Source organism: Agromyces sp. GXS1127 (assembly GCF_050565425.1).
Taxonomy (GTDB): Bacteria; Actinomycetota; Actinomycetes; order Actinomycetales; family Microbacteriaceae; genus Agromyces.
This window is the reverse complement of record NZ_JBOCIG010000001.1, coordinates 140,116-159,715: the sequence shown is the minus strand read 5'-3', so window position 1 is coordinate 159,715 and position 19,600 is coordinate 140,116. Positions and strand designations below refer to the sequence as shown.

Annotated in this window: 17 protein-coding genes and 1 pseudogene; 11 read left to right on the top strand and 7 right to left on the bottom strand. The window is 71.6% G+C overall.

Features of this window, described 5'->3' with window-relative positions; all coding sequences use genetic code 11:
• Nucleotides 1-86, bottom strand: a pseudogene (locus ACQ393_RS00725) (50S ribosomal protein L10); the annotation flags it as partial.
• A gap of 350 nt (nucleotides 87-436) precedes the next feature.
• On the opposite strand from ACQ393_RS00725, the gene ACQ393_RS00720 reads away from it, so the two are divergent.
• A complete protein-coding gene (locus ACQ393_RS00720; RefSeq protein WP_430644897.1) occupies nucleotides 437-2,164 on the top strand; it encodes an MDR family MFS transporter in 1,728 nt (575 codons plus the stop codon).
• A 10-nt stretch (nucleotides 2,165-2,174) separates the two neighbouring features.
• Complete coding sequence (locus tag ACQ393_RS00715) at nucleotides 2,175-2,615, top strand: MarR family winged helix-turn-helix transcriptional regulator (protein ID WP_430644896.1); 441 nt, start codon at nucleotides 2,175-2,177, stop codon at nucleotides 2,613-2,615.
• Between the two features lie 21 nt (nucleotides 2,616-2,636).
• Here the strand turns inward: ACQ393_RS00715 and ACQ393_RS00710 are convergent, their stop codons facing one another.
• Both ACQ393_RS00710 and ACQ393_RS00705 read right to left on the bottom strand, forming a co-directional pair.
• A complete protein-coding gene (locus ACQ393_RS00710) occupies nucleotides 2,637-4,214 on the bottom strand; it encodes an ATP-binding protein (protein WP_430644895.1) in 1,578 nt (525 codons plus the stop codon).
• Nucleotides 4,211-4,960, bottom strand: a complete 750-nt coding sequence (locus ACQ393_RS00705; protein WP_430644894.1) for a response regulator transcription factor — start codon at nucleotides 4,958-4,960, stop codon at nucleotides 4,211-4,213. The genes ACQ393_RS00710 and ACQ393_RS00705 overlap by 4 nt, the downstream gene beginning before the upstream one ends.
• A gap of 201 nt (nucleotides 4,961-5,161) precedes the next feature.
• Here ACQ393_RS00705 and ACQ393_RS00700 point away from each other — a divergent pair, with 201 nt between their 5' ends.
• Together ACQ393_RS00700 and ACQ393_RS00695 are read left to right on the top strand one after the other, a co-directional pair.
• Nucleotides 5,162-6,640, top strand: a complete 1,479-nt coding sequence (locus ACQ393_RS00700) for an ABC transporter permease (protein WP_430644893.1) — start codon at nucleotides 5,162-5,164, stop codon at nucleotides 6,638-6,640.
• Between the two features lie 91 nt (nucleotides 6,641-6,731).
• Nucleotides 6,732-7,403 carry an ABC transporter ATP-binding protein gene (locus ACQ393_RS00695; RefSeq protein ID WP_430644892.1) on the top strand — a complete coding sequence of 224 codons (672 nt, stop codon included), beginning with the start codon at nucleotides 6,732-6,734 and terminating at the stop codon, nucleotides 7,401-7,403.
• Nucleotides 7,404-7,472: 69 nt separating this feature from the next.
• On the opposite strand, the gene ACQ393_RS00690 is transcribed toward ACQ393_RS00695, so the two are convergent.
• From ACQ393_RS00690 to ACQ393_RS00675, 4 genes are all read right to left on the bottom strand, one after another.
• Nucleotides 7,473-7,949 carry a DUF1294 domain-containing protein gene (locus ACQ393_RS00690; protein ID WP_430644891.1) on the bottom strand — a complete coding sequence of 159 codons (477 nt, stop codon included), beginning with the start codon at nucleotides 7,947-7,949 and terminating at the stop codon, nucleotides 7,473-7,475.
• Between the two features lie 41 nt (nucleotides 7,950-7,990).
• Nucleotides 7,991-9,010: a sugar phosphate isomerase/epimerase family protein gene (locus tag ACQ393_RS00685; protein ID WP_430644890.1), complete on the bottom strand. Its 1,020-nt coding sequence runs from the start codon at nucleotides 9,008-9,010 to the stop codon at nucleotides 7,991-7,993.
• Between the two features lie 54 nt (nucleotides 9,011-9,064).
• Nucleotides 9,065-10,255: a Gfo/Idh/MocA family protein gene (locus tag ACQ393_RS00680; protein ID WP_430644889.1), complete on the bottom strand. Its 1,191-nt coding sequence runs from the start codon at nucleotides 10,253-10,255 to the stop codon at nucleotides 9,065-9,067.
• Nucleotides 10,256-10,328: 73 nt separating this feature from the next.
• Nucleotides 10,329-11,336, bottom strand: a complete 1,008-nt coding sequence (locus tag ACQ393_RS00675) for a substrate-binding domain-containing protein (RefSeq protein WP_430644888.1) — start codon at nucleotides 11,334-11,336, stop codon at nucleotides 10,329-10,331.
• 334 nt (nucleotides 11,337-11,670) lie between these two features.
• Between ACQ393_RS00675 and ACQ393_RS00670 the strand changes: the two genes are divergently transcribed.
• The 7 genes from ACQ393_RS00670 to ACQ393_RS00640 all read left to right on the top strand — a co-directional run bounded on the left by ACQ393_RS00670 (nucleotide 11,671) and on the right by ACQ393_RS00640 (nucleotide 19,596).
• Nucleotides 11,671-13,155: a sugar ABC transporter ATP-binding protein gene (locus ACQ393_RS00670; protein ID WP_430645327.1), complete on the top strand. Its 1,485-nt coding sequence runs from the start codon at nucleotides 11,671-11,673 to the stop codon at nucleotides 13,153-13,155.
• Entirely contained in the window at nucleotides 13,152-14,204 is a 1,053-nt protein-coding gene (locus tag ACQ393_RS00665) for an ABC transporter permease (RefSeq protein ID WP_430644887.1), read from the top strand. The genes ACQ393_RS00670 and ACQ393_RS00665 overlap by 4 nt, the downstream gene beginning before the upstream one ends.
• A 146-nt stretch (nucleotides 14,205-14,350) precedes the next feature.
• Nucleotides 14,351-15,526: an ROK family protein gene (locus ACQ393_RS00660; protein ID WP_430644886.1), complete on the top strand. Its 1,176-nt coding sequence runs from the start codon at nucleotides 14,351-14,353 to the stop codon at nucleotides 15,524-15,526.
• A 55-nt stretch (nucleotides 15,527-15,581) separates the two neighbouring features.
• Entirely contained in the window at nucleotides 15,582-16,304 is a 723-nt protein-coding gene (locus ACQ393_RS00655) for a YqaJ viral recombinase family protein (RefSeq protein WP_430644885.1), read from the top strand.
• Nucleotides 16,301-17,059: an alpha/beta fold hydrolase gene (locus ACQ393_RS00650; protein ID WP_430644884.1), complete on the top strand. Its 759-nt coding sequence runs from the start codon at nucleotides 16,301-16,303 to the stop codon at nucleotides 17,057-17,059. Before ACQ393_RS00655 ends, ACQ393_RS00650 begins: the two co-directional genes overlap by 4 nt.
• A gap of 57 nt (nucleotides 17,060-17,116) precedes the next feature.
• The gene (locus ACQ393_RS00645; protein ID WP_430644883.1) at nucleotides 17,117-18,067 is read left to right on the top strand and encodes an NADP-dependent oxidoreductase; all 951 of its coding nucleotides are present in this window, start codon (nucleotides 17,117-17,119) and stop codon (nucleotides 18,065-18,067) included.
• Nucleotides 18,068-18,216: 149 nt separating this feature from the next.
• Nucleotides 18,217-19,596, top strand: a complete 1,380-nt coding sequence (locus ACQ393_RS00640; protein ID WP_430644882.1) for a cryptochrome/photolyase family protein — start codon at nucleotides 18,217-18,219, stop codon at nucleotides 19,594-19,596.
• Nucleotides 19,597-19,600: the final 4 nt, after the last annotated feature.

Below are 19,600 nucleotides of genomic sequence, written 5' to 3'. Positions count from 1 at the left end.
AGGCCGCGGTATTCGGTCAGCAGAACGGCGGTCGAGCTCTCGAACAGGTTCGTGAGTTCGGCAACCGAGGCTTCCTTGTTCGCCATGGCCACTCCTTGTGTCTTCAACGCGCATCGCGGTGGCGATGCACGGCCTCGGAGCGCTGGCGCGGACTGGGAAAGAAAAGAGCTCCGGCGCAGTTGCGCGGAGCTCGGCTCGGGAAACCCGGGAAGTCTTCGTCACACCTGCGCGGGCACCTGTTCTCACAGGACTTCGGTCGGATTCGCACGCGAACACGACAACCAGCGGTCTTCGGCTCAGAACACCATAACGGATGCCGCGGCCGCCGCCAAATCGACGCGAGCGGGAATAGTTGATCGAGGTCCAAAGTTGACCTAGTTCAACTACATGGCTATATGGTTGACCGCGATCAACTTTCTCGGAGGACACCACTCTCTTGTCAGCAGCAGCTCCCACCGCACCCGCCGAGGCGCCCTCGCGCACGCCGCGCGAGGTCTTCGTCGCCCTGTCGGGCCTCATCGTCACGATGTTCGTGGCGGTGCTTTCGGGCACGGTCGTCTCGACCTCGATGCCCCGCATCATCGCCGACCTCGGCGGCGACCAGGCCGCCTACACGTGGGTCATCACCGCGAGCCTGCTCGCGACGGCCGTCTCCACCCCGATCTGGGGCAAGCTCGCCGACCTCGTGAACCGCAAGGTGCTGCTCCAGGTCGCGATCTCGCTGTTCGTCGTGGGCACGGCGATCGCCGGCTTCGCCCAGGACACGACGACGCTCATCGCGGTCCGCGTGATCCAGGGCCTCGGCGCCGGCGGCCTCATGTCGCTCGTCATGATCATCGTCGCGCTCATCATCTCGCCGCGCGAGCGCGGCAAGTACATGGGCTTCGTGGGCGGCATCATGGCCGTCGCGACCATCGGCGGCCCGCTCCTCGGCGGCGTCGTCACCGACGCGTGGGGCTGGCGCGCGAACTTCTTCCTCCCGCTGCCGCTCGCGATCGTGGCGCTCATCCTCATCCAGATCACGCTGCACCTGCCGCAGATGCCCGAGCGCGCCGTGAAGATCGACTACGCCGGCGCCGCGCTCATGGCCGTCGGGGTCTCGCTCCTGCTCGTCTGGGTCACGCTCGGCGGCAAGGAGTTCGACTGGGACTCGCTCACGAGCTTCGTCATGGTCGGGATCGCCGCGGCATCCCTCATCGCCTTCGTCGTCGTCGAGTTCTTCGTGGCCGAGCCCATCGTGCCCATGGCCCTCTTCACGAACCGCACGTTCACCCTCGCCGTGGTCGCCTCGATCTCGATCGGCGTCGCGATGTTCGCGACGAGCGTCTTCCTCGCGCAGTACTTCCAGCTCGCGCGCGGCGCCACGCCGACCGAGTCGGGGCTCATGACCATCCCGATGATCGTCGGCCAGATGGGCGCCTCGATCCTCATCGGCGCGCTGATCAGCCGGTTCGGCAAGTGGAAGGGCTTCATGGTCCTCGGCTCGCTGCTGGTGGTCGCAGGCACCTACCTCATGACCACCCTCCGCTACGACACCGACTACCTGTGGGTGAGCGTCGCGATGGTCGTGCTCGGCGCGGGACTCGGCATGGTCATGCAGAACCTCACGCTCGTGGTGCAGAACGACACCCCGGTGACGCAGCTCGGCGCGGCGTCGTCGAACGTCAACTTCTTCCGCTCGATCGCCGGCACCATCGGCGTCACGGTCATGGGCTCGCTGCTGGCGACCCAGGTGCAGGATCGCATCGCCGACGGCTTCGAGGGCTTCGTCCCCACGACCCCCGAGGAGGTGGAGGCGCTCCAGGGCCTCTCGTCCGGCGCCGTGCCGAACGTGCACGAGCTGCCCGACGCCATCCGCGTCGTCATCGAGTCGGCCTACGGCCACGGCATCGCCGCCGTGTTCTGGATCGCCGTGCCGCTCGCGGTGCTCTCGCTCCTCGCGATCGCGTTCCTGCCCAACACGTCCCTCTCCACGAAGACGGCGGCCGAGTCGCTGACCGAGGAGGCCGAGGACGCGGTGATCGACCTCGCCGAGGCCGAGATCGGGGCGCCGGTGCCGTCGGCCGAGTCGCTCGAGGCCGAGGCCCGACGCGAGCTGGTGTCCACGACGACCGGGTCGGTCGCGTCGGTCGAGGGCACGGATGCCGCGGAGATGCGTCGATAGCATGGCCGTCATGACCGCCGATCCCGAGCTCGACGCCGCCATCGCGGCCGTCGAGGACCAGTTCGGCATCGTCTTCAACCGGGCCCGGATCGTCTGGGCCGAGTCGGCGAAGCTCGTGCATCCCGAGCTCCAGCCCGCGGGCTACAAGCTCCTCAGCAGCATCGTGCGCGCCGGCTCGACCAACGCCCACGCGCTGGCCGAGCTCTACGACATGGACAAGAGCGCGATCAGCCGGCAGATCCGGCAGCTCGAGGAGCTCGGCCTCGTCGAGAGCCGGGCCGACGAGCGCGACGGACGCGCCCGGGTGCTCGCGCCAACGGCCGCCGCCCGGGATCGGGTGGCGGCCGTGCGCGCGTCGAACCAGGCCCGCCTCCGGGCCGCCCTCGAGGGTCGGTCCATCGATGAGCTCCGCTCCCTCGCCGACGTGCTGCGCATCGTCGCGGAGGGCTGAGCCGGGCCGCGCGCCGCCGGATCAGGCGGGCAGTTCGACCGCGAACTCCGTCCGCCCCGGTGCGCTCGTGACGTCGACGGTGCCGCGGTGCGCCGTGACGACGGCCTTCACGATCGCGAGGCCCAGGCCGGTGCTGCCGGCGCGGCGCGAGCGCGACGCGTCGCCGCGCGCGAACCGTTCGAAGAGGCTCGCCCGCACGGCGGGGTCGATGCCGGGTCCGTCGTCGGTCACGGTCAGGCGCACCCGGCCGGACGGCGCGCCGGACGCCGGTTCGGCGGCCGCGGACGAGGTGCCGGACGCCGCGCGGACGCGCTCGACGCGGACCACGACGTCCGTGCCCTCCGGCGTGTGGACGCGCGCGTTCGCGAGCAGGTTCGCGACGACCTGGTGGAGGCGACTCGCATCGCCGGTCACGGTCACCTCGTCGTCGGGCACCTCGACCCGCCATTCGTGGCCGGGCGCCGCGACCTGGGCGTCGCCGACCGCGTCGACGACGAGCCGCGTGAGGTCGACCGGCTCGCGCCGGAGCTCGCGGCCCTCGTCGAGCCGGGCGAGGAGCAGCAGGTCCTCGACGAGCTCGGTCATCCGCAGGGACTCGGACTCGATGCGGCCGAGCGCGTGCACCACGTCGGGCGGCAGCTCTCCGCCGTGCAGGCGCGTGAGTTCGGAGTAGCCGCGGATCGAGGCGAGCGGCGTGCGGAGCTCGTGGCTCGCGTCGGCGACGAAGCGGCGCACCTTGCGCTCGGACTGCTCGCGCGCCGACAGCGACGCGGCGACGTGGCCGAGCATGCGGTTGAAGGAGGTCGCGAGCCGGCCGACCTCGGTGCGCTCGTCGTCGACGGGCACCTCGTCGGGCAGCTCCACGTCGCCGCGCGCGAGCGGCAGCTCGGAGACGAGCGTCGCGGTCTCGGTGACGCGGTCGAGCGGGCGAAGGGCCCGGCCGACGATGACCGCGCCGAGCGCGAGTGCGGCGAAGGTCGCGGCGAGCGCGACGATCGCGATCGTGACGGCGAGCTGCGTGGTCGTGGCATTCACCTCGGCCAGCGGGAATGCCACCACGTAGGCGAAGTCCTCGACGAACGGCACGCCGACGGCGCGGTAGTCGCCGAGCCCGTCGAGGTCGATCGTGAGGGGCTCCCGATCGGCGGGGACCGACGCGAGCGTCGCTTGCGCGCTCGGCGAGAGCTGGACGATGTCGCCCTCCTCGTCGATCGACGCCGTCGCCGCGACGACCCGCTCCTCGGCGCTCGTCACGAGGGCGACGATCGTCCCGACCGGTTGGCCCGGCAGGCGCAGCAGCTCCTCGGCGGCCTCCGGCGGCAGCGGGAGGTCGCCGCCGCGGTCGTCCCCGACCGCACGGGCGGCGCGCTCGGTCGCCTGCTGGAGCTGGCCGTCGACGCGGGCGACGAGCTGGCCGTGCAGCACCGCCGTGCTCACGACCCCGACGATGACGCTCGCGAGCACGACGAGCGCGCCCAGGACGATGACGAGCGTGCGCCGCAGCGTGCGCGGGGCGCGCCGGTGCGCGCCGGAGGCGGGCGCCTCGGACGCGGCGCGCCGCGCGGCCGCCGCGTAGCCCGGAGCGCCCGGATGCGTCATCCCGCCGCCTTCAGCATGTAGCCCGCGCCGCGGACCGTGTGGATCATGGGCTCGCGACCCGCGTCGATCTTCTTGCGCAGGTACGAGATGTAGAGCTCGACGACCGACTCCTTGCCGCCGAAGTCGTAGTTCCAGACGCGGTCGAGGATCTGCGCCTTCGACAGCACCCGGCGGGGGTTCCGCATGAGGAAGCGGAGCAGCTCGAACTCGGTCGCGGTCAGCTCGATCGGGGCGCCGTCGCGCTCGACCTCGTACGCGTCCTCGTCGAGCGAGAGGTCGCCGACGCGCAGCACCGGGTCCTTCGCCTGCGCGAGCGTGAGCGTCGAGCGGCGGATGAGGCCGCGGAGGCGCGCGACGACCTCCTCGAGGCTGAAGGGCTTCGTGACGTAGTCGTCGCCGCCCGCGGTGAGGCCCGCGATGCGGTCGTCGAGCGAGTCCTTCGCGGTGAGGAAGAGCACTGGCGTCTCGGCCCCGTCGGCTCGCACCCGCTGCAGCACCTCGAGCCCGTCGATGTCGGGGAGCATGATGTCGAGCACGATCGCGTCGGGGCGGAACTCGCGCGCGACGCGCACCGCGCCGAGGCCGTCGGCGGCCGTGCGCACCTCCCAGCCCTCGTAGCGGAGGGCCATCTTCAGCAGGTCGGTGAGCGAGCTCTCGTCGTCGACGACGAGGACGCGCACGGCGCTGCCGTCCGCCTTGGCGATCTGCGGTCGGTGCGCGGTTCCGGTGCCGGGGGTGCTGCTCATGCTTCCGAGTATGCGCGGGTTCCTGTGCGCTTCCTATGACGCGAGCGGATGCCGGCTGTGACCCGGCCATGCGCACCGCCGACACGCCTCGCTCATACCGAATCCATAGGTTCGCCATCGGGACGCCACAGCCCCAGTCCGTAGCGTCCGAGCCGGGCCCGCGACCGGTGGGCCGTCTTCCGACACGATGAGGACCCTCCGATGTTCTTCACCTACCTCCGGCGCGAGCTCGCCGGGCGCCGCAGACAGACCGCGATCATCGCGGTGGGCATGGCGCTCGCGATCGCGCTCGTCATGATCGTCAACGCCGTCTCGTCAGGAGTGCGCGACGCGCAAGCCGCGGTGCTCGAGTCGGTCTACGGCGTCGGCACCGACCTCACCGTCTCCCAGACGCCCGCGGGGCCGGGCGAGGACGGCGAGCCCGGCGGCGGCGTCCGGTTCGAGTTCGGCGCGGACGACGGCGCGACCGACGAGGACGGCACCACCGCGCTGAGCAACTCCCGCCTGACCGCCGGACCCGGCTCGTCGACCTTCGACGCGACGACGCTCGAGACGGTTCAGGACGTGGACGGCGTGGCCGCGGCATCCGCGACCCTGAGCCTCACGAACATCACCTTCGACGGGGAACTCCCCCAGCCGCCGACCGGAGACCAGATGACCGGCACCGAGGGCGGCGTGCAGCCCGCGCCGGGCGAGGGGGGCGGCTTCGGCGGCGGCGACTTCGACGTGTCGAGCGTGACAGTGACCGGCGTCGACCCCGCGGCCGAGGCGATCGGACCGCTCAGCGCGGTCGAACTCGCCGACGGCCGGGGCCTGGACTCAGGCGACACGGGCGCGTACGTCGCGGTCCTCGACGCCGACTACGCCACGACCGAGGACCTCGCCGTGGGCGACACCATCGAGCTCGGCGGCGCTGAGTTCGAGGTCGTCGGCACCGTGACCTCGACGTCGGCGGATGCCGCGACCGCGTCGAACGCGTACATCCCGCTCGACGTGGCCCAGGAGCTGTCCGGCATGGACGGCCGGATCTCCGACATCTCGGTCCAGGCGGCCTCGGCCTCCGACATCCCGACCGTGAAGGCCGACCTCGAGGAGGCCCTGCCCGACCAGACCGTGAGCACCCAGGAGGACCTCGCCGCGAGCGTCTCCGGCTCGCTCGGCAGCGCGTCCACGCTCATCTCGAGCCTCGGCCTCTGGCTCTCGGTCGCGGTGCTCGCCGCCGCGTTCCTCATCGCGATCCTCTTCACCATCCAAGGCGTCACCCGCCGCACGCGCGAGTTCGGCACGCTGAAGGCGATCGGCTGGTCGAACCGCCGCATCACCGGCCAGGTCGCGGGCGAGTCGCTCGTGCAGGGCCTCATCGGCGGCGCCGCGGGACTCGCGGTCGGCTTCATCGGCATCGCGGTGATCAACGCGATCTCGCCGAGCCTGGCCACCACGTCCTCCCCGGCCATGGCCGCCGGCCCCGGCGGCGAGGGCGGCATGGCGGGCGGTTTCGGCGGCGGACCCATGGCCGCCGCGCAGGAGACCACCGAGGTCGTGCTGAACGCCCCGGTCACGCTCGGCGTCGTCGCCCTCGCGGTCGGCCTCGCGGTCGTCGGCGGCCTGCTCGCCGGTGCGGTCGGCGGATGGCGCGCGAGCAAGCTGCGCCCCGCGGAGGCGCTCCGCAGCGTCGCCTGACGTTCCCGAGGCACGGGCGGATGCCGCGGCATCCGCCCCACCGAACCCCACCTGACAGACCACCACCGGACACCGGAAGAAGGACCGCCGCATGTACACCCTCGAGAACGTCACCAAGACCTATCGACAGAAGGAACGCACGATCCACGCCCTGAAGGACGTGCGCCTCACGATCCCGACGGGCCAGCTCGTCGCGATCCAGGGCCCCACGGGCGGCGGCAAGTCGACGCTGCTGCAGATGCTCGGCGCGCTCGATCGGCCGACGTCGGGCCGCATCTCGCTCGGCGAGGCCGACCTGTCGGGCATGCCCGACACGAAGCTCGGCCGCATCCGCGCCACCGAGATCGGCTTCGTGTTCCAGGGCTTCAACCTCATCCCGACGCTCACCGCGCAGGAGAACGTCGAGACGGCGCTCGAACCGCTCGGCGTGCCCGCCGAGGAGCGCCGCCGGCGCGCGACGGCCGCCCTCGAGTCGGTCGGCCTCGGCGAGCGCGCGAACCACGTCCCGAGCGAGCTCTCCGGCGGCCAGCAGCAGCGCGTGGCGATCGCCCGCGCACTCGTGAAGGAGCCCGACGTGCTCCTGGCCGACGAGCCCACCGGCAACCTCGACGAGCAGACGCGCGACGAGATCATGGACCTCCTCGAGGGGCTCCACCGCGACCGCGGCCTCACGCTCGTGATCGTGACCCACGACTCGGCCGTCGCGAGGCGCACCGAACGTCGGCTGCACCTCAAGCACGGAACGGTGACCGAGCGGGCGTAGCCGACCGGGCGGATGCCGCGGCCATGCCCTCCGGCCGCGGCATCCGCCCCCTCCCGCCGAGCGGCGGGATCAGCCGCCGAGGAGCGCCGCCGTCGGTCCGGGCGTCAGCAGCACGACGAGGGCCGCCACGAGCAGCACGTTCAGCACGACCGTGCCCCAGAACGCACGACGGAAGGTGCGCTTGCGGGTCTTGTGGCGGAACAGCTGCTGGGAGACGAGCGCCCCGGGCCATCCGCCGGCGAGGTCGATCAGGTGCAGCGTCTGCTCCGGGACCCGCGGCGCCGAGCGCTTCGCCGCCGCCTTGTCGATGCCGTAGGCCGCGAACGCGACCAGGCTCGCCGCGCCGTACCAGGCGGCGAGCCACGACGGAACCGCCCCGACGATCGCGCCGATCGCGAGCGCTGCGGCGAAGACGGCGAGGACGCCCCAACTGAGCGAGGCGGGCAGCGGTCGCGAGAGGTCGCGCTCGGGCTTGGCCTGCGCCGGACGCGCCGGTCGGGATGCCGCATGCGGCCCGCGCCGCGCGGCCGTTCGTTCGGGTCGCACGACCTCGATCGTACGGGCGGCGCGGGCCCGCGGCATCCGCTCTACTGGTTCGAGAACGCCGCGTCGAACGACGCGGTCGGGCGCGGCCAGATCAGCGAGCGCACGAACTCGAGCGCCTGCGGGCCGCCGTGCAGGCGGTCCATGCCGGCGTCCTCCCACTCGACCGAGATCGGGCCCGTGTAGCCGATCGCATCGAGCGCGCGGAACGCGTCCTCCCACGGCACGTCGCCGTGCCCGGTCGAGACGAAGTCCCATCCGCGGCGCGGGTCGCCCCACGGCAGGTGCGAGCCGAGGATGCCGCTGCGGCTGTTCGCCGTGCGGATCCGCGTGTCCTTGCAGTCGACGTGGTAGATCCGATCCTGGAAGTCCCAGATGAACCCGACGGGGTCGACGCCCTGCCACATCATGTGGCTCGGGTCCCAGTTGAAGCCGAACGCCGGGCGGCGGTCGATGGCCTCGAGCGTGCGCACGCTCGTCCAGTGGTCGTAGGCGATCTCCGACGGGTGCACCTCGTGCGCGAAGCGCACGCCCTCGTCGTCGAACACGTCGAGGATCGGGTTCCAGCGGTTCGCGAAGTCCTCGTAGCCGGCGTCGATCACCGAGGCGGGCACCGGCGGGAACATCGCGACGTACTGCCAGATCTTCGAGCCCGTGAAGCCGACGACCGTGTCGACGCCGAGCTTGCGCGCGACGCGCGCGGTGCGCTTCAGGTCCTCGGCTGCGCGCTGCCGCACGCCCTCGGCGTCGCCGTCGCCCCACGTGTACGGGCGCACGATCGCCTGGTGGCGGAAGTCGATCGGGTCGTCGCACACCGCCTGGCCGGTCAGGTGGTTCGAGATCGCGTAGACCTTCAGGTCGTAGCGCTTCAGGAGCTCGAGCTTCTCCTTCAGGTAGCCCGGCTCCTCGTCGGCGAGCTTGGTGTCGAGGTGGTCGCCGCCGACGCCGATCTCGAGGCCGTCATAGCCCCACTCCGAGGCCAGGCGCGCGACCTCCTCGAACGGCAGGTCGGCCCACTGGCCGGTGAACAGGGTGACGGGGTGGGTGGCGGTGGTGTCGGTCATGTTCGGATCCTCTCTGATTCGTCGGTCATCGGGCCGGATGGCGCCGACGCGGGCTCACTCGGATGCGTCGGCGATCCCGACCCACGCGCCGTCCGCGTGCGAGCTCTGCTCGACGGCGTCGAGCACCCGCTGGACGTGGAGGCCGTCGGCGAACGAGGGACTCGGGTCCTCGTCGCCCGCGATCGCCTCGACGAAGTCCCTGGCCTGGTTCGCGAAGCCATGTTCGTAGCCGAGCATGTGGCCGGCCGGCCACCAGGCCGAGACCCACGGGTGCTCGGGCTCGGTCACGATGATCGACGTGAAGCCCTGCTCGGCGGCCGGCACCGTCCCGTCGTAGAACTCGATGCGGTTCATGTGCTCGAGGTCGAACGCCACTGCTCCCTTGGAGCCGGATACCTCGACCCGGAGCCCGTTCTTGCGACCGGTCGCCATGCGCGTGGCCTCGAAGGTGCCGAGAGCGCCCGAGGTGAAGCGTCCGTGGAAGAGCGCCGCGTCGTCGACGGTGACCTCGCCCATCTCGGCGGAACCGACCGAGGATCCCCCCGAGATGGCACCGGAGGACGAACCGGCGATCGGTCGCTGCCGGACGAAGGTCTCGAGCAGGCCGGAGACCCGGCTCAGGCGCAGGCCCGTCAGGTACTCCGCCATGTCGATGGCGTGCGCGCCGATGTCGCCGAGCGCTCCCGATCCGGCGCGGTCCTTCTGCAACCGCCAGGTCATGGGCGACCCGGGGTCGACCAGCCAGTCCTGCAGGTAGGAGGCGCGCACCTGACGCACCTCTCCGATCCGACCATCGGCGATGAGCTGTCGAGCGAACGCGGTCGCGGGGAGCCTGCGGTAGGTGAAGCCCACCATCGAGCGGATGCCGCGGGCGGCGGCGGCCTCGGCGGCGCGCGCCATTTCCTCGGCCTCGGCGGTGGAGTTCGCGAGCGGCTTCTCGCAGAGCACGTGCTTGCCGGCCTCGAGCGCCGCGATCGCGATCTCCGCGTGGGTGTCGCCCGGCGTGACGATGTCGACGACGTCGACGTCGTCGCGGGCGATGACCTCGCGCCAGTCGGCGGCGGACTCCCGCCACCCCCATTTCTCGGCCGCGGCCGCCGTACGGTCGGGATCTCGGCCGACCAGCACGTCCATCGTCGGCGGTGCGGAGAGGTCGAAGAACCTGGGGGCGACGCGCCAGCCCTGCGAGTGGGCCGCGCCCATGAAGCCGATGCCCACCATCGCGACGCGGAGTCGTTCACGCATGCGGATCGAGTGCCTTTCTGGGGTAGGGGAGGCTGGGCGCCCGATCAGGCGCCCAGCCTCCTGGTGGTTCGGGTCAGGACTCGAAGGCGTACTGGATGTACTCGTCCACGTTGTCCGCGGTCACGACCGGCGCGTCGAGGACGATCCGGTTCGGGACGCTGGGCGTGTACAGGTCGCTCATCGTCTTGCCCTGCGCGATCAGTCGGGCCAGCGCGATGCCGTCGGCCGCCTGGGTCGACGGGTAGATGACCGTCGCCTCGAGCACCGAGTCGCCCGACTGGATGGCGCGCATCGCGTTCGCGCTGCCCGCGCCGCCGACCATGAAGAACTCGTCGCGACCCGCGGCGTCGATGGCCGCGAGCACGCCGACGCCCTGGTCGTCGTCGTGGTTCCAGATCGCGTCGATCTCGGGTGCCGCCGACAGCAGCTGCGAGGTCACGGCCTCGCCGCCCTGCACGGTGAAGTCCGCGGCGACGCGGTTCGACACCTCGAGGCCGCAGTCGTCGAGCGCGTCGGCGAAGCCGCGCGAGCGGTCCTGCGTCAGCGGCAGCGAGTCGATGCCGGCGATCTCGGCGACGACCGCATCGTCCTGGCCCTCGAGCCGCTCGCAGATGTACGTGCCTGCGGAGACGCCCATGCCGTAGTTGTCACCGAGGATCGTCGCACGAGCGGCGAACGGGCTCGAGAACTCGCGGTCGACGTTGATGACCGGGATGCCGGCCTCCATCGCCTTGGTCGCCGCCTCGGTCAGCGCCGCACCGTCGGTGGGCAGCAGCACGATGGCGTCGACGCCGTCGTTGACGAAGGTCTCGACCTGGCTGATCTGGAGGTTGGCGTCGTTCGTCCCCTCCGCGACGCGCAGCTCGACGTCGTCGTAGGAGTCCGCCGCGGCCTGTGCCGCCGAGTTGATCGCACCCAGCCAGCCGTGGTCGGCCGCGGGGCCCGAGAAGCCGATGACGACCGTGTCGCCGGCCTCCGCGTTCTCCTCGGCGGAGTTCTGGTTCTCGGTGACGTTCGACTCGGAACCGCCCGCGGTGCAGCCGACAAGCAGGCCGGCGACCGCGAGGGATGCGCCCGCCATGACCAGCATGCGGGCTCGTGAAGTGCGGGTGACACTCATTCGTTCAGTCCTCTCATTGGATGTGACGCAGCACCGCCAGATGGACCTCGTTCCATCCGGGTGCCACCACACCCAACGGAGTCCACGCTGACGTTTCGTGAGCGTAGCAGAAGGCATTTGGAGACGCGCAACTTATGTTTGCCGAACGTTATAAGTGGGACACCTCGAGTTCCGCCCTTCGCGCAGCCCGAGGCGGACGCCACGGATGCAGAATCGACACGCTACTTGCGACATCGCGAGTTCCGTTTATGATTTTCGCGTGATCAAAGACGACCATCTTCCGGCATTACTACGCATGACGGGGATCTCGAAGAGCTTCGCCGGCGTCCACGCGCTCAAGGGCGTCGACCTCGAGATCGCCGCAGGCGAGGTGCACTGCATCCTCGGCCAGAACGGCGCGGGCAAGTCGACGCTGATCAAGACCCTCGCCGGGGCGCACACCCCCGACGCGGGCACGATCGAGTGGGACGGCGCGGAGGTCGCCCTCCATTCGCCGCAGGCCGCGATCGAGCTCGGCATCGCCACGATGTACCAGGAGCTCGACGTCGTCGACGGCCTGACCATCGCCGAGAACATCTTCCTCGGGCACGAGCTCGCCGTCGGCGGGTTCCTCCGAGCCGGCGAGGCGAACGCGCGCACGCGGAAGCTGCTCGCACGTCTCGGCCACGGCGACCTCTCCCCCACCCGCGAGGTCGGCTCGCTGAGTGCGGCGAACAAGCAGATCGTGAGCATGGCGCGCGCGCTCTCGCACGACACCCGCCTCATCATCATGGACGAGCCGTCGGCCGTCCTCGACGGCGAGGAGGTGAAGAACCTCTTCCGGGTCATCCGCGAGCTCACGACCGCGGGCATCGCGGTGGTCTACATCACCCACCGGCTCGAGGAGATCCGCGAGATCGGCGATCGCATCACGGTCCTGAAGGACGGCCGGAGCACCGCGCACGGGCTCGACGTCGCCGAGACGCCGACCTCCGAGCTCATCCGGCGCATGACCGGCCGTGAGGTCGAGAACGTCTTCCCGCCCGCGACGCCGATCCCCGACGACGCACCGCTCGCACTCGAGGTCGAGGGGCTCTCGCTCGACGGCGTCTTCGCCGACGTCGACTTCACGGTCCGCGCCGGTGAGATCGTCGGCCTCGCCGGGCTCGTCGGCTCCGGCCGATCGGAGATCCTGGAGACGATCTACGGCGCCCGGCGCGCGACGTCCGGCACGGTCCGAGCGAATGGCAGGCAACTCCGCCGCGGCTCGGTCCGCGATGCGGTGAAGGCCGGCATCGGGCTCTCCCCCGAGGAGCGCAAGAGCCAGGGCCTCCTGCTCGACGAGCCGATCTTCCGGAACGTCACGCTCTCCTCCTTCACCCGGTTCGCCACGGGCGGCTTCGTCGACGAACGGCGAGAGCGCCGCATCGCCGCCGAGCAGATCGACGCACTCGAACTGCGTCCGGCGGACCCCGAGCGCCCCGCGCGAACGCTCTCGGGCGGCAACCAGCAGAAGATCCTGCTGGCCCGCTGGCTCGTGAACCGCACGTCCGTGCTCCTCCTCGACGAGCCGACGCGCGGCGTCGACGTCGGCGCCCGCGCCGAGATCTACGCCCTGATCCGCCGCCTCGCGGCGAACGGCGACGCCGTCGTCGTGGTGTCCAGCGAGATCGAGGAGGTGCTGGGACTCGCCGACACCGTCCTCGTCGTCGGGGACGGCCGCATCCTCACCACCGTGAAGTCAGACCAGATCGACGAGCACCAGGTGCTCGACCTCGTCATGAAAGGAACCGCCGCGTGAGCGAGTCCCAGCCCCAGACCATCGCCCCGGCCGAGGCCGGCACGGAGGCGCCGCAGCCCGAGCCGCGCCGCCGCTTCACCGCGAAGACCCTGATCAGCGGGTCCGTCGGTCGCAACCTCGGCCTGATCCTCGCGCTCGCCGCGCTCTTCGTCGTCGGCGCGATCACCGCAGGCGATCGGTTCACGAACATCGACAACATCCTCGTGATCGTCCGACTGGCCTCGATCATCGGCGTCATCTCGATCGGCATGACCTTCGTCATCATCGGCGGCGGCATCGACCTGTCCGTCGGATCGGTCATGGGCCTCGCCTCGGTCGTCGCGACCCTGTCCGCCGTCCAGGCGGCCGCCGACAACTCGACCTGGCTCGTCATGGTCTTCGCAGCGCTGGCGGTCGGGCTCGCCGCCGGATTCCTCAACGGCTTCGTCATCGCGTACGGCAAGGTCGTCGCCTTCATGGCCACGCTCGCGATGCTCGTCGCCGCCCGCGGCCTCGCCGAGATCCTCGCCAACCGGACGACGCAGGTCGTGCGGATCCCCGAGTTCATCGAGTTCATGAACACGGACCTGCTCGGCATCGACATGCTCATCTGGATCTTCGTGATCGTCGCGGTCGGCGGCTGGATCCTCCTCAACCGGACCACGTTCGGCCGCCGCACGGTCGCCATCGGCGGCAACCGCGAGGCCGCGCGCCTCGCAGGCCTCGCGGTGCGTCGCCACACGATGTACCTCTACGCGCTGGCCGGCCTCACCGCGGGTATCGCGGCGGTCATGATCCTCGGCCGCACCACGGCGGGCACCTCGACCCACGGCACGCTGTACGAGCTCGACGCCATCGCGGCGGTCGTCGTCGGCGGCACGCTCCTCGTCGGCGGGCGAGGCACGATCACCGGCACCGTGTTCGGCGTCCTCATCTTCGCGACGCTCACGAACGTCTTCACGCAGAACAACCTCTCGACTTCCGTGCAGGCGGTCGCGAAGGGCGTGATCATCGTGATCGCGGTGCTCCTGCAGCAGCGGTTCGCCGGGCAGGGTTCGAAGTCGCAGTAACCGCCTGCGGGCGCCGATCCCGATGTATTCCGGAGGATGCATGCGCATGCGAGTTATGTCGAAGGGTATGGGAGAATCGACGGATGGCTGACGTAAGTGCGAGGGGCGACGCAAGGCCACACGTGAACGCGCTGGGCTCGACCGCCATGAGCGATCTCTTCCAGATCCTGCGCGACGGCCAGCCTCGCACGCGCAGCGAGCTCGCGTCGATCACCGGCCTCGCCCGGACCACCGTCGCGATGCGCATCGACGCCCTCACCGACCTGGGCCTCGTCGGCCCGGTCGGGGAGGCCGCGTCGACCGGCGGTCGCCCGTCGTCGCTCTTCGCGATCACCGCGAGCGAGCGGTTCGTCGCCGGCGTCGACATCGGCGCCTCGCACATCCGGGTGGCGCTCGCCGACATCACCGGTCGCATCATCGAGGAGACCAACTCGGTCATCGCGGTCTCGGAGGGCCCGCGCGTCGTGCTCGACGCCGTCGTCGCCGCCATCCGGGAACTGCTCGAGCACACCGGGCGGAAGGTGGCGGACCTCCTCGCCATCGGCGTCGGCGTGCCGGGACCGGTCGAGTTCAGCACGGGTCGCCCGATCAACCCGCCGATCATGCCCGGCTGGGACCGCTTCGACGTCGCCGGCTGGATCCGCCAGGAGATCGACGTCCCCGTCCTCGTCGACAACGACGTGAACATCATGGCGCTCGGCGAGCGCGAGCGGGCCTGGCCCGACACCGATCACCTGCTCTTCGTGAAGATCGCGACGGGCATCGGCGCGGGGGTCATCTCGGGCGGCTTCCTGCAGCGCGGCGCGCAGGGCACTGCGGGCGACATCGGCCATGTCTACGTCGCGCGGGGCGCCGAGATCGCGTGCAACTGCGGCAACTTCGGCTGCCTCGAGGCGCTCGCCTCCGGCAGCGCGATCGCGCGTGCGCTGACCGCGGCCGGGATCCCCGCGACGAACTCCCGCGACGTCGTCGACCTCGTCAAGAACGGCAACGTGAACGCGATCCAGGCGGTACGGCAGGCGGGTCGCGACATCGGCGAGGTGCTCACCACGTGCCTCAGCCTGATGAACCCCTCGGTCATCGTGCTCGGCGGCGCCATGGCGGAGGCGGGCGAGCACCTCATCGCCGGCGTCCGCGAGGTGGTCTACCGGCGTTCGATGCCGCTCGCGACCGAGTCGCTGCACATCACGCTGTCGCAGACCGGGGCGGATGCCGCGGTGCTCGGCGCGAGCATGCTGGCCATCCACCACTCGCTCTCCCCCGCCAACATCGAGGCGATGATCGCGCAGTCGGCGGCGGGGGCGCTCCGCGCGGTCAAGTAGCGCCGCGCGTCCGCGGCGTCCGTCGATCGGGTGCGGCCGGGGGTAGCGTGGTCGGGTGACCGACACCCCCTTCGCGCTGTTCGACCTCGAGTCGGTCGCCCCGCGCGTCGCGTCGGCGCTCGCCCAGCCCACGCTCCCCCACGAGACCCGCGTCGTGGCCGACTCCGGCGACCGGGTCGCATGGCTCCGGGCGAGGGCGCAGGGCGTGACGGCGACGGATGCCGCGAAGCTCGCCTCCGAGGCATCCGTTCGGGCCGCGGCGAGCGAGAAGGTCTACGGCGGCGACCGCCGCGGGTTCGGCGGCAGCCGCTACACCGACCACGGTCGACAGCGCGAGCCGGTCATCGCGCGGTGGGTCCGCAAGGAGCACGGCATCGCGCCGTCGAGCCTGCTCTTCCACGCCGAGTCCGAGCGTCGCCACCTCGCGACGCCCGACGGGCTCACGGTCCGCGCCGACGGCACGCTCGAGTTGTGCGAGATCAAGACGACGTCCAAGCCGTGGCGCGGCATCCCGCGCGGGTACCTGCGCCAGGTGTGGTGGCAGCAGTACGTGCTCGGCGCCGAGCGCACGCTCGTGGTGTGGGAGCAGCACGACGGCTTCGTGCCGATCGGCGACCCGAGGTGCCGCTGGGTCGATCGCGACGAAGACCAGATCGCGCAGCTCGTGCGCCTCGCCGGACTGCTCCTCGAGGCGATCCGCCCGCAACCCGGGTCCGCCGAGCCCGCCCGCGTCGGCGGCCCCGACCGCTCGTTCTACCGCCCGGGGCCGCTCGCGTGAGCTTCGTGCTCCTGCACGGGCTCGGCGCCGATCGCCGTCAGCCGCTCGACCTGGTCGGGCCGGTGCTCGGCGACGACGGGAGCCTGATCGCACCCGACGTGCGCGCACACGGCGGCTCCGCCCTGATCGGGAGCCCCGACGACTTCGTCCTCGACCGGCTGGCCGGCGAGGTCGCCGCGCGCGTCGCGACCGAACGCCCGGTCACGCTCGTCGGCATCTCGATGGGCGCCGCGCTCGCGCTGCGCATCGCCCTGCGCGAGCTGCTGCCGGTGGATCGGGCGGTGTTCGTCCGCCCGGCGTTCGGCGACGCCTCATTGCCGCCGAACCTGCGGGCGTTCCCCGTGATCGGCGAACTCCTGCGCGAGCACGGGCCCGACGGCGGCGCCGAGCGCTTCGTTCGGACGGAACCCTACCTCCGGGTGGCCGAGGCCTCCCCGCTCGGGGGCCGCGGCCTGCTCGCCCAGTTCCGGGCGCCGGATGCCGCGGCTCGCGCCATCCGCCTCGTCGAGATCCCGCGCAACCGGGCGTTCGCGGCCGACGCCGAACTCGGCGGGCTCGCGAGCCGCGGCATCCGCTCGCTCGTGGTCGGAGCGCCCCGCGACCCGGTGCACCCGTTCGAGCTCGCCGAGCGGTGGGCGGCCGGCCTCGGCGCCGAGTTCGCGCGCGTGCCCGCGCGCGACGACGGGCAGGCCGCGCAGACGGCGGCGATGCGCGACACGGTCGCGGGATGGCTCCGCCGGACTCCCGCGGCCTGATGTGCCGCAGAATGGTCGGACGGGCGGCGAGCGGACGGGGGAACGATGCGGGCACTGGTGGTCGACGAGACAGGCGAGGGTGCGACGTTCCGCATGGCGGATGTGCCGCAGCCGCTCCGGGTACAGGACGAGGTGCTCGTCCGCGTGATCGCCGCCGGCGTGAACCCCATCGACCGGAAGACCAAGCTCGGTCGCGGCGTTTCCGCCGCGATCTCGTCGTACCCCGCGATCCTCGGGCTCGACTTCGCGGGCGTCGTCGAGGAGGTGCCGTACGCGGCGCATCCGCTGAAGGTCGGCGACCGCGTGTACGGCATGGGGCGTGTGCCGCGGATGTCGGGGACCTATGCCGAGGTCGTGAGCGTGCCATCGATGTCGGTCGCGCCCATGCCGATCGGCACCGGCTTCGTCGAGGCGGCCGCCATCCCGTGCGCGGCGCTGACCGCGTGGGGCGCGGTCGTCGACGTCGCGCGAGCCCACGACGGGCAGCGCATGCTGATCCACGCCGGTGCGGGCGGCGTCGGGCACTTCGCGGTGCAGCTCGCCACGTACTTCGGCGCCCAGGTCACGGCCACGGGCTCGCCGCGCAACGCCGACTTCCTCCGCTCGCTCGGCGCGCAGCACGTCATCGATCACACGTCGGAGCGGTTCGAGGAGGTCGCGGGCGAACAGGACGTCGTCATCGACCTCATCGGCAACGTGATCGACGACACGGGCACGCGTTCGCTCGACGTCATCCGCCGCGGGGGCCTCATCGTGAACGTGCCGACGAAGTCGTGGCCGACCATGGCCGAGGAGGCGGCGGCACGCGGCATCCGCTCGACCGGCTTCGTCGTCTCGCCCGACGCGCGCACGCTGTCGGTGATCTCCCGGCTCGTCGACGACGGCGCGATCCGGGTGCACGTCGACGAGGTGTTCCCGCTCGAGCAGGGCGAGACCGCGCACACGCGCCTCGGCGGCGGGCACGTGCGCGGCAAGCTCGTGCTGCGCGTCGCCGACGACCCGGCGTAGGCACCCGTCGTCCGCGATTCACCGGAGATCCCGCGATTCGCAGGACGGATCCCGTCGCGACGTCCTGTGGATCGGCGGATCTCCTGTGGACCGAGCGTGGGCCGCACGCGGCACGGGTGGGTGTCGGATGCCTCGGCTAGCGTTTCCGCATGGGTGCCGCGCCGTCGATCGTCTGGTTCCGTGACGACCTGCGGGTCGGCGACCATCCCGCGCTGCACGCGGCGGTCGAGCGCGGCGAGCCGATCGTCGCGGTGTACGTGCTCGACGAGGAGTCGCGCGGCATCCGGCCCCTCGGCGGCGCTGCGAAATGGTGGCTGCACCATTCGCTCGCATCGCTCGCCGACGACCTGCGCGATCGCGGCGTGCGTCTCGTGCTCCGACGCGGGGCGGCGGGGCGGGTCATCCGCTCGCTCGTCGACGAGGTGGGTGCCGGTGCGGTCTTCTGGAACCGGCGCTACGGGGGCGGCGAGCGGGAGGTCGACGCCGACCTGAAGGCCGACCTGGCCGACGCGGGGCTCGAGGTGACGAGCTTCGACGGGTCGTTGCTGTTCGAGCCGTGGACGATCCGCACCGGGTCGGGCACACCGTTCTCGGTCTTCACGCCCTTCTGGAAGGCGTGCCTCGCGGCCGACGAGCCGCGACATCCGCTGCCCGCGCCGAGCGAGCTCGACGGGTTCGGCGGGCCGTCGGGTCGGGGCGGCCCCGCGAGCGACGACCTCGACGACTGGCAGCTGCTGCCGACCCGCCCCGACTGGGCCGGCGGGCTGCGCGAGACGTGGGAGCCCGGCGAGCGCGCGGCGCATCGACGGCTTCGCGCGTTCCTCGACGACGACCTCGGCGACTACGCGACGGGCCGCGACCGGCTCGACCGGCGGTCGACGAGCCGGCTCTCGCCGCGCCTGCGCTGGGGCGAGCTCAGCCCGCACCAGGTCTGGCACGCGACGCGCGAGCGGGCCGGCGGCACCGAGGGGGCGCGGAAGTTCCTGTCAGAGGTCGGCTGGCGCGAGTTCGCGTACCACGTGCTCTTCCACTTCCCCGAGCTCGCGACGCGCAACTGGCGCGAGGAGTTCGACGCCTTCCCGTGGCCGCGGCTGCACCCGTCGGCGCTCACCGCGTGGGAGGAGGGCCGCACCGGCGTGCCGGTGGTGGATGCCGCGATGCGCGAGCTCTGGCACACGGGCAGCATGCACAACCGCGCGCGCATGATCACGGCGTCGTTCCTCACCAAGAACCTCCTGATCGACTGGCGGCGCGGCGAGCAGTGGTTCTGGGACACGCTCGTCGACGCCGACCCCGCGTCGAATCCGTTCGGCTGGCAGTGGGTCGCCGGATCTGGGGCGGATGCGGCGCCCTACTTCCGCGTGTTCAATCCGGAGTTGCAGCGCGAGAAGTTCGACCCCGACGGGCGATACGTCGGGCGGTGGGTGCCCGAACTCGACGCCGAGGACTACCCGGAGCCGATCGTCGACCTGAGGGAGACCCGAGCTGCGGCGCTCGCGGCGTACGAGCACGTGAAGGCCGCGCGGTAGGCGC

Coding starts and splice junctions, on each gene's coding strand:
- ACQ393_RS00715 (WP_430644896.1), top strand. CDS start 2,175: ATGACCGCCGATCCCGAGCTCGACGCCGCCATCGCGGCCGTCGAGGAC.
- ACQ393_RS00710 (WP_430644895.1), bottom strand. CDS start 4,214: ATGACGCATCCGGGCGCTCCGGGCTACGCGGCGGCCGCGCGGCGCGCC.
- ACQ393_RS00705 (WP_430644894.1), bottom strand. CDS start 4,960: ATGAGCAGCACCCCCGGCACCGGAACCGCGCACCGACCGCAGATCGCC.
- ACQ393_RS00700 (WP_430644893.1), top strand. CDS start 5,162: ATGTTCTTCACCTACCTCCGGCGCGAGCTCGCCGGGCGCCGCAGACAG.
- ACQ393_RS00695 (WP_430644892.1), top strand. CDS start 6,732: ATGTACACCCTCGAGAACGTCACCAAGACCTATCGACAGAAGGAACGC.
- ACQ393_RS00685 (WP_430644890.1), bottom strand. CDS start 9,010: ATGACCGACACCACCGCCACCCACCCCGTCACCCTGTTCACCGGCCAG.
- ACQ393_RS00680 (WP_430644889.1), bottom strand. CDS start 10,255: ATGCGTGAACGACTCCGCGTCGCGATGGTGGGCATCGGCTTCATGGGC.
- ACQ393_RS00675 (WP_430644888.1), bottom strand. CDS start 11,336: ATGGCGGGCGCATCCCTCGCGGTCGCCGGCCTGCTTGTCGGCTGCACC.
- ACQ393_RS00670 (WP_430645327.1), top strand. CDS start 11,671: ATGACGGGGATCTCGAAGAGCTTCGCCGGCGTCCACGCGCTCAAGGGC.
- ACQ393_RS00660 (WP_430644886.1), top strand. CDS start 14,351: ATGAGCGATCTCTTCCAGATCCTGCGCGACGGCCAGCCTCGCACGCGC.
- ACQ393_RS00640 (WP_430644882.1), top strand. CDS start 18,217: ATGGGTGCCGCGCCGTCGATCGTCTGGTTCCGTGACGACCTGCGGGTC.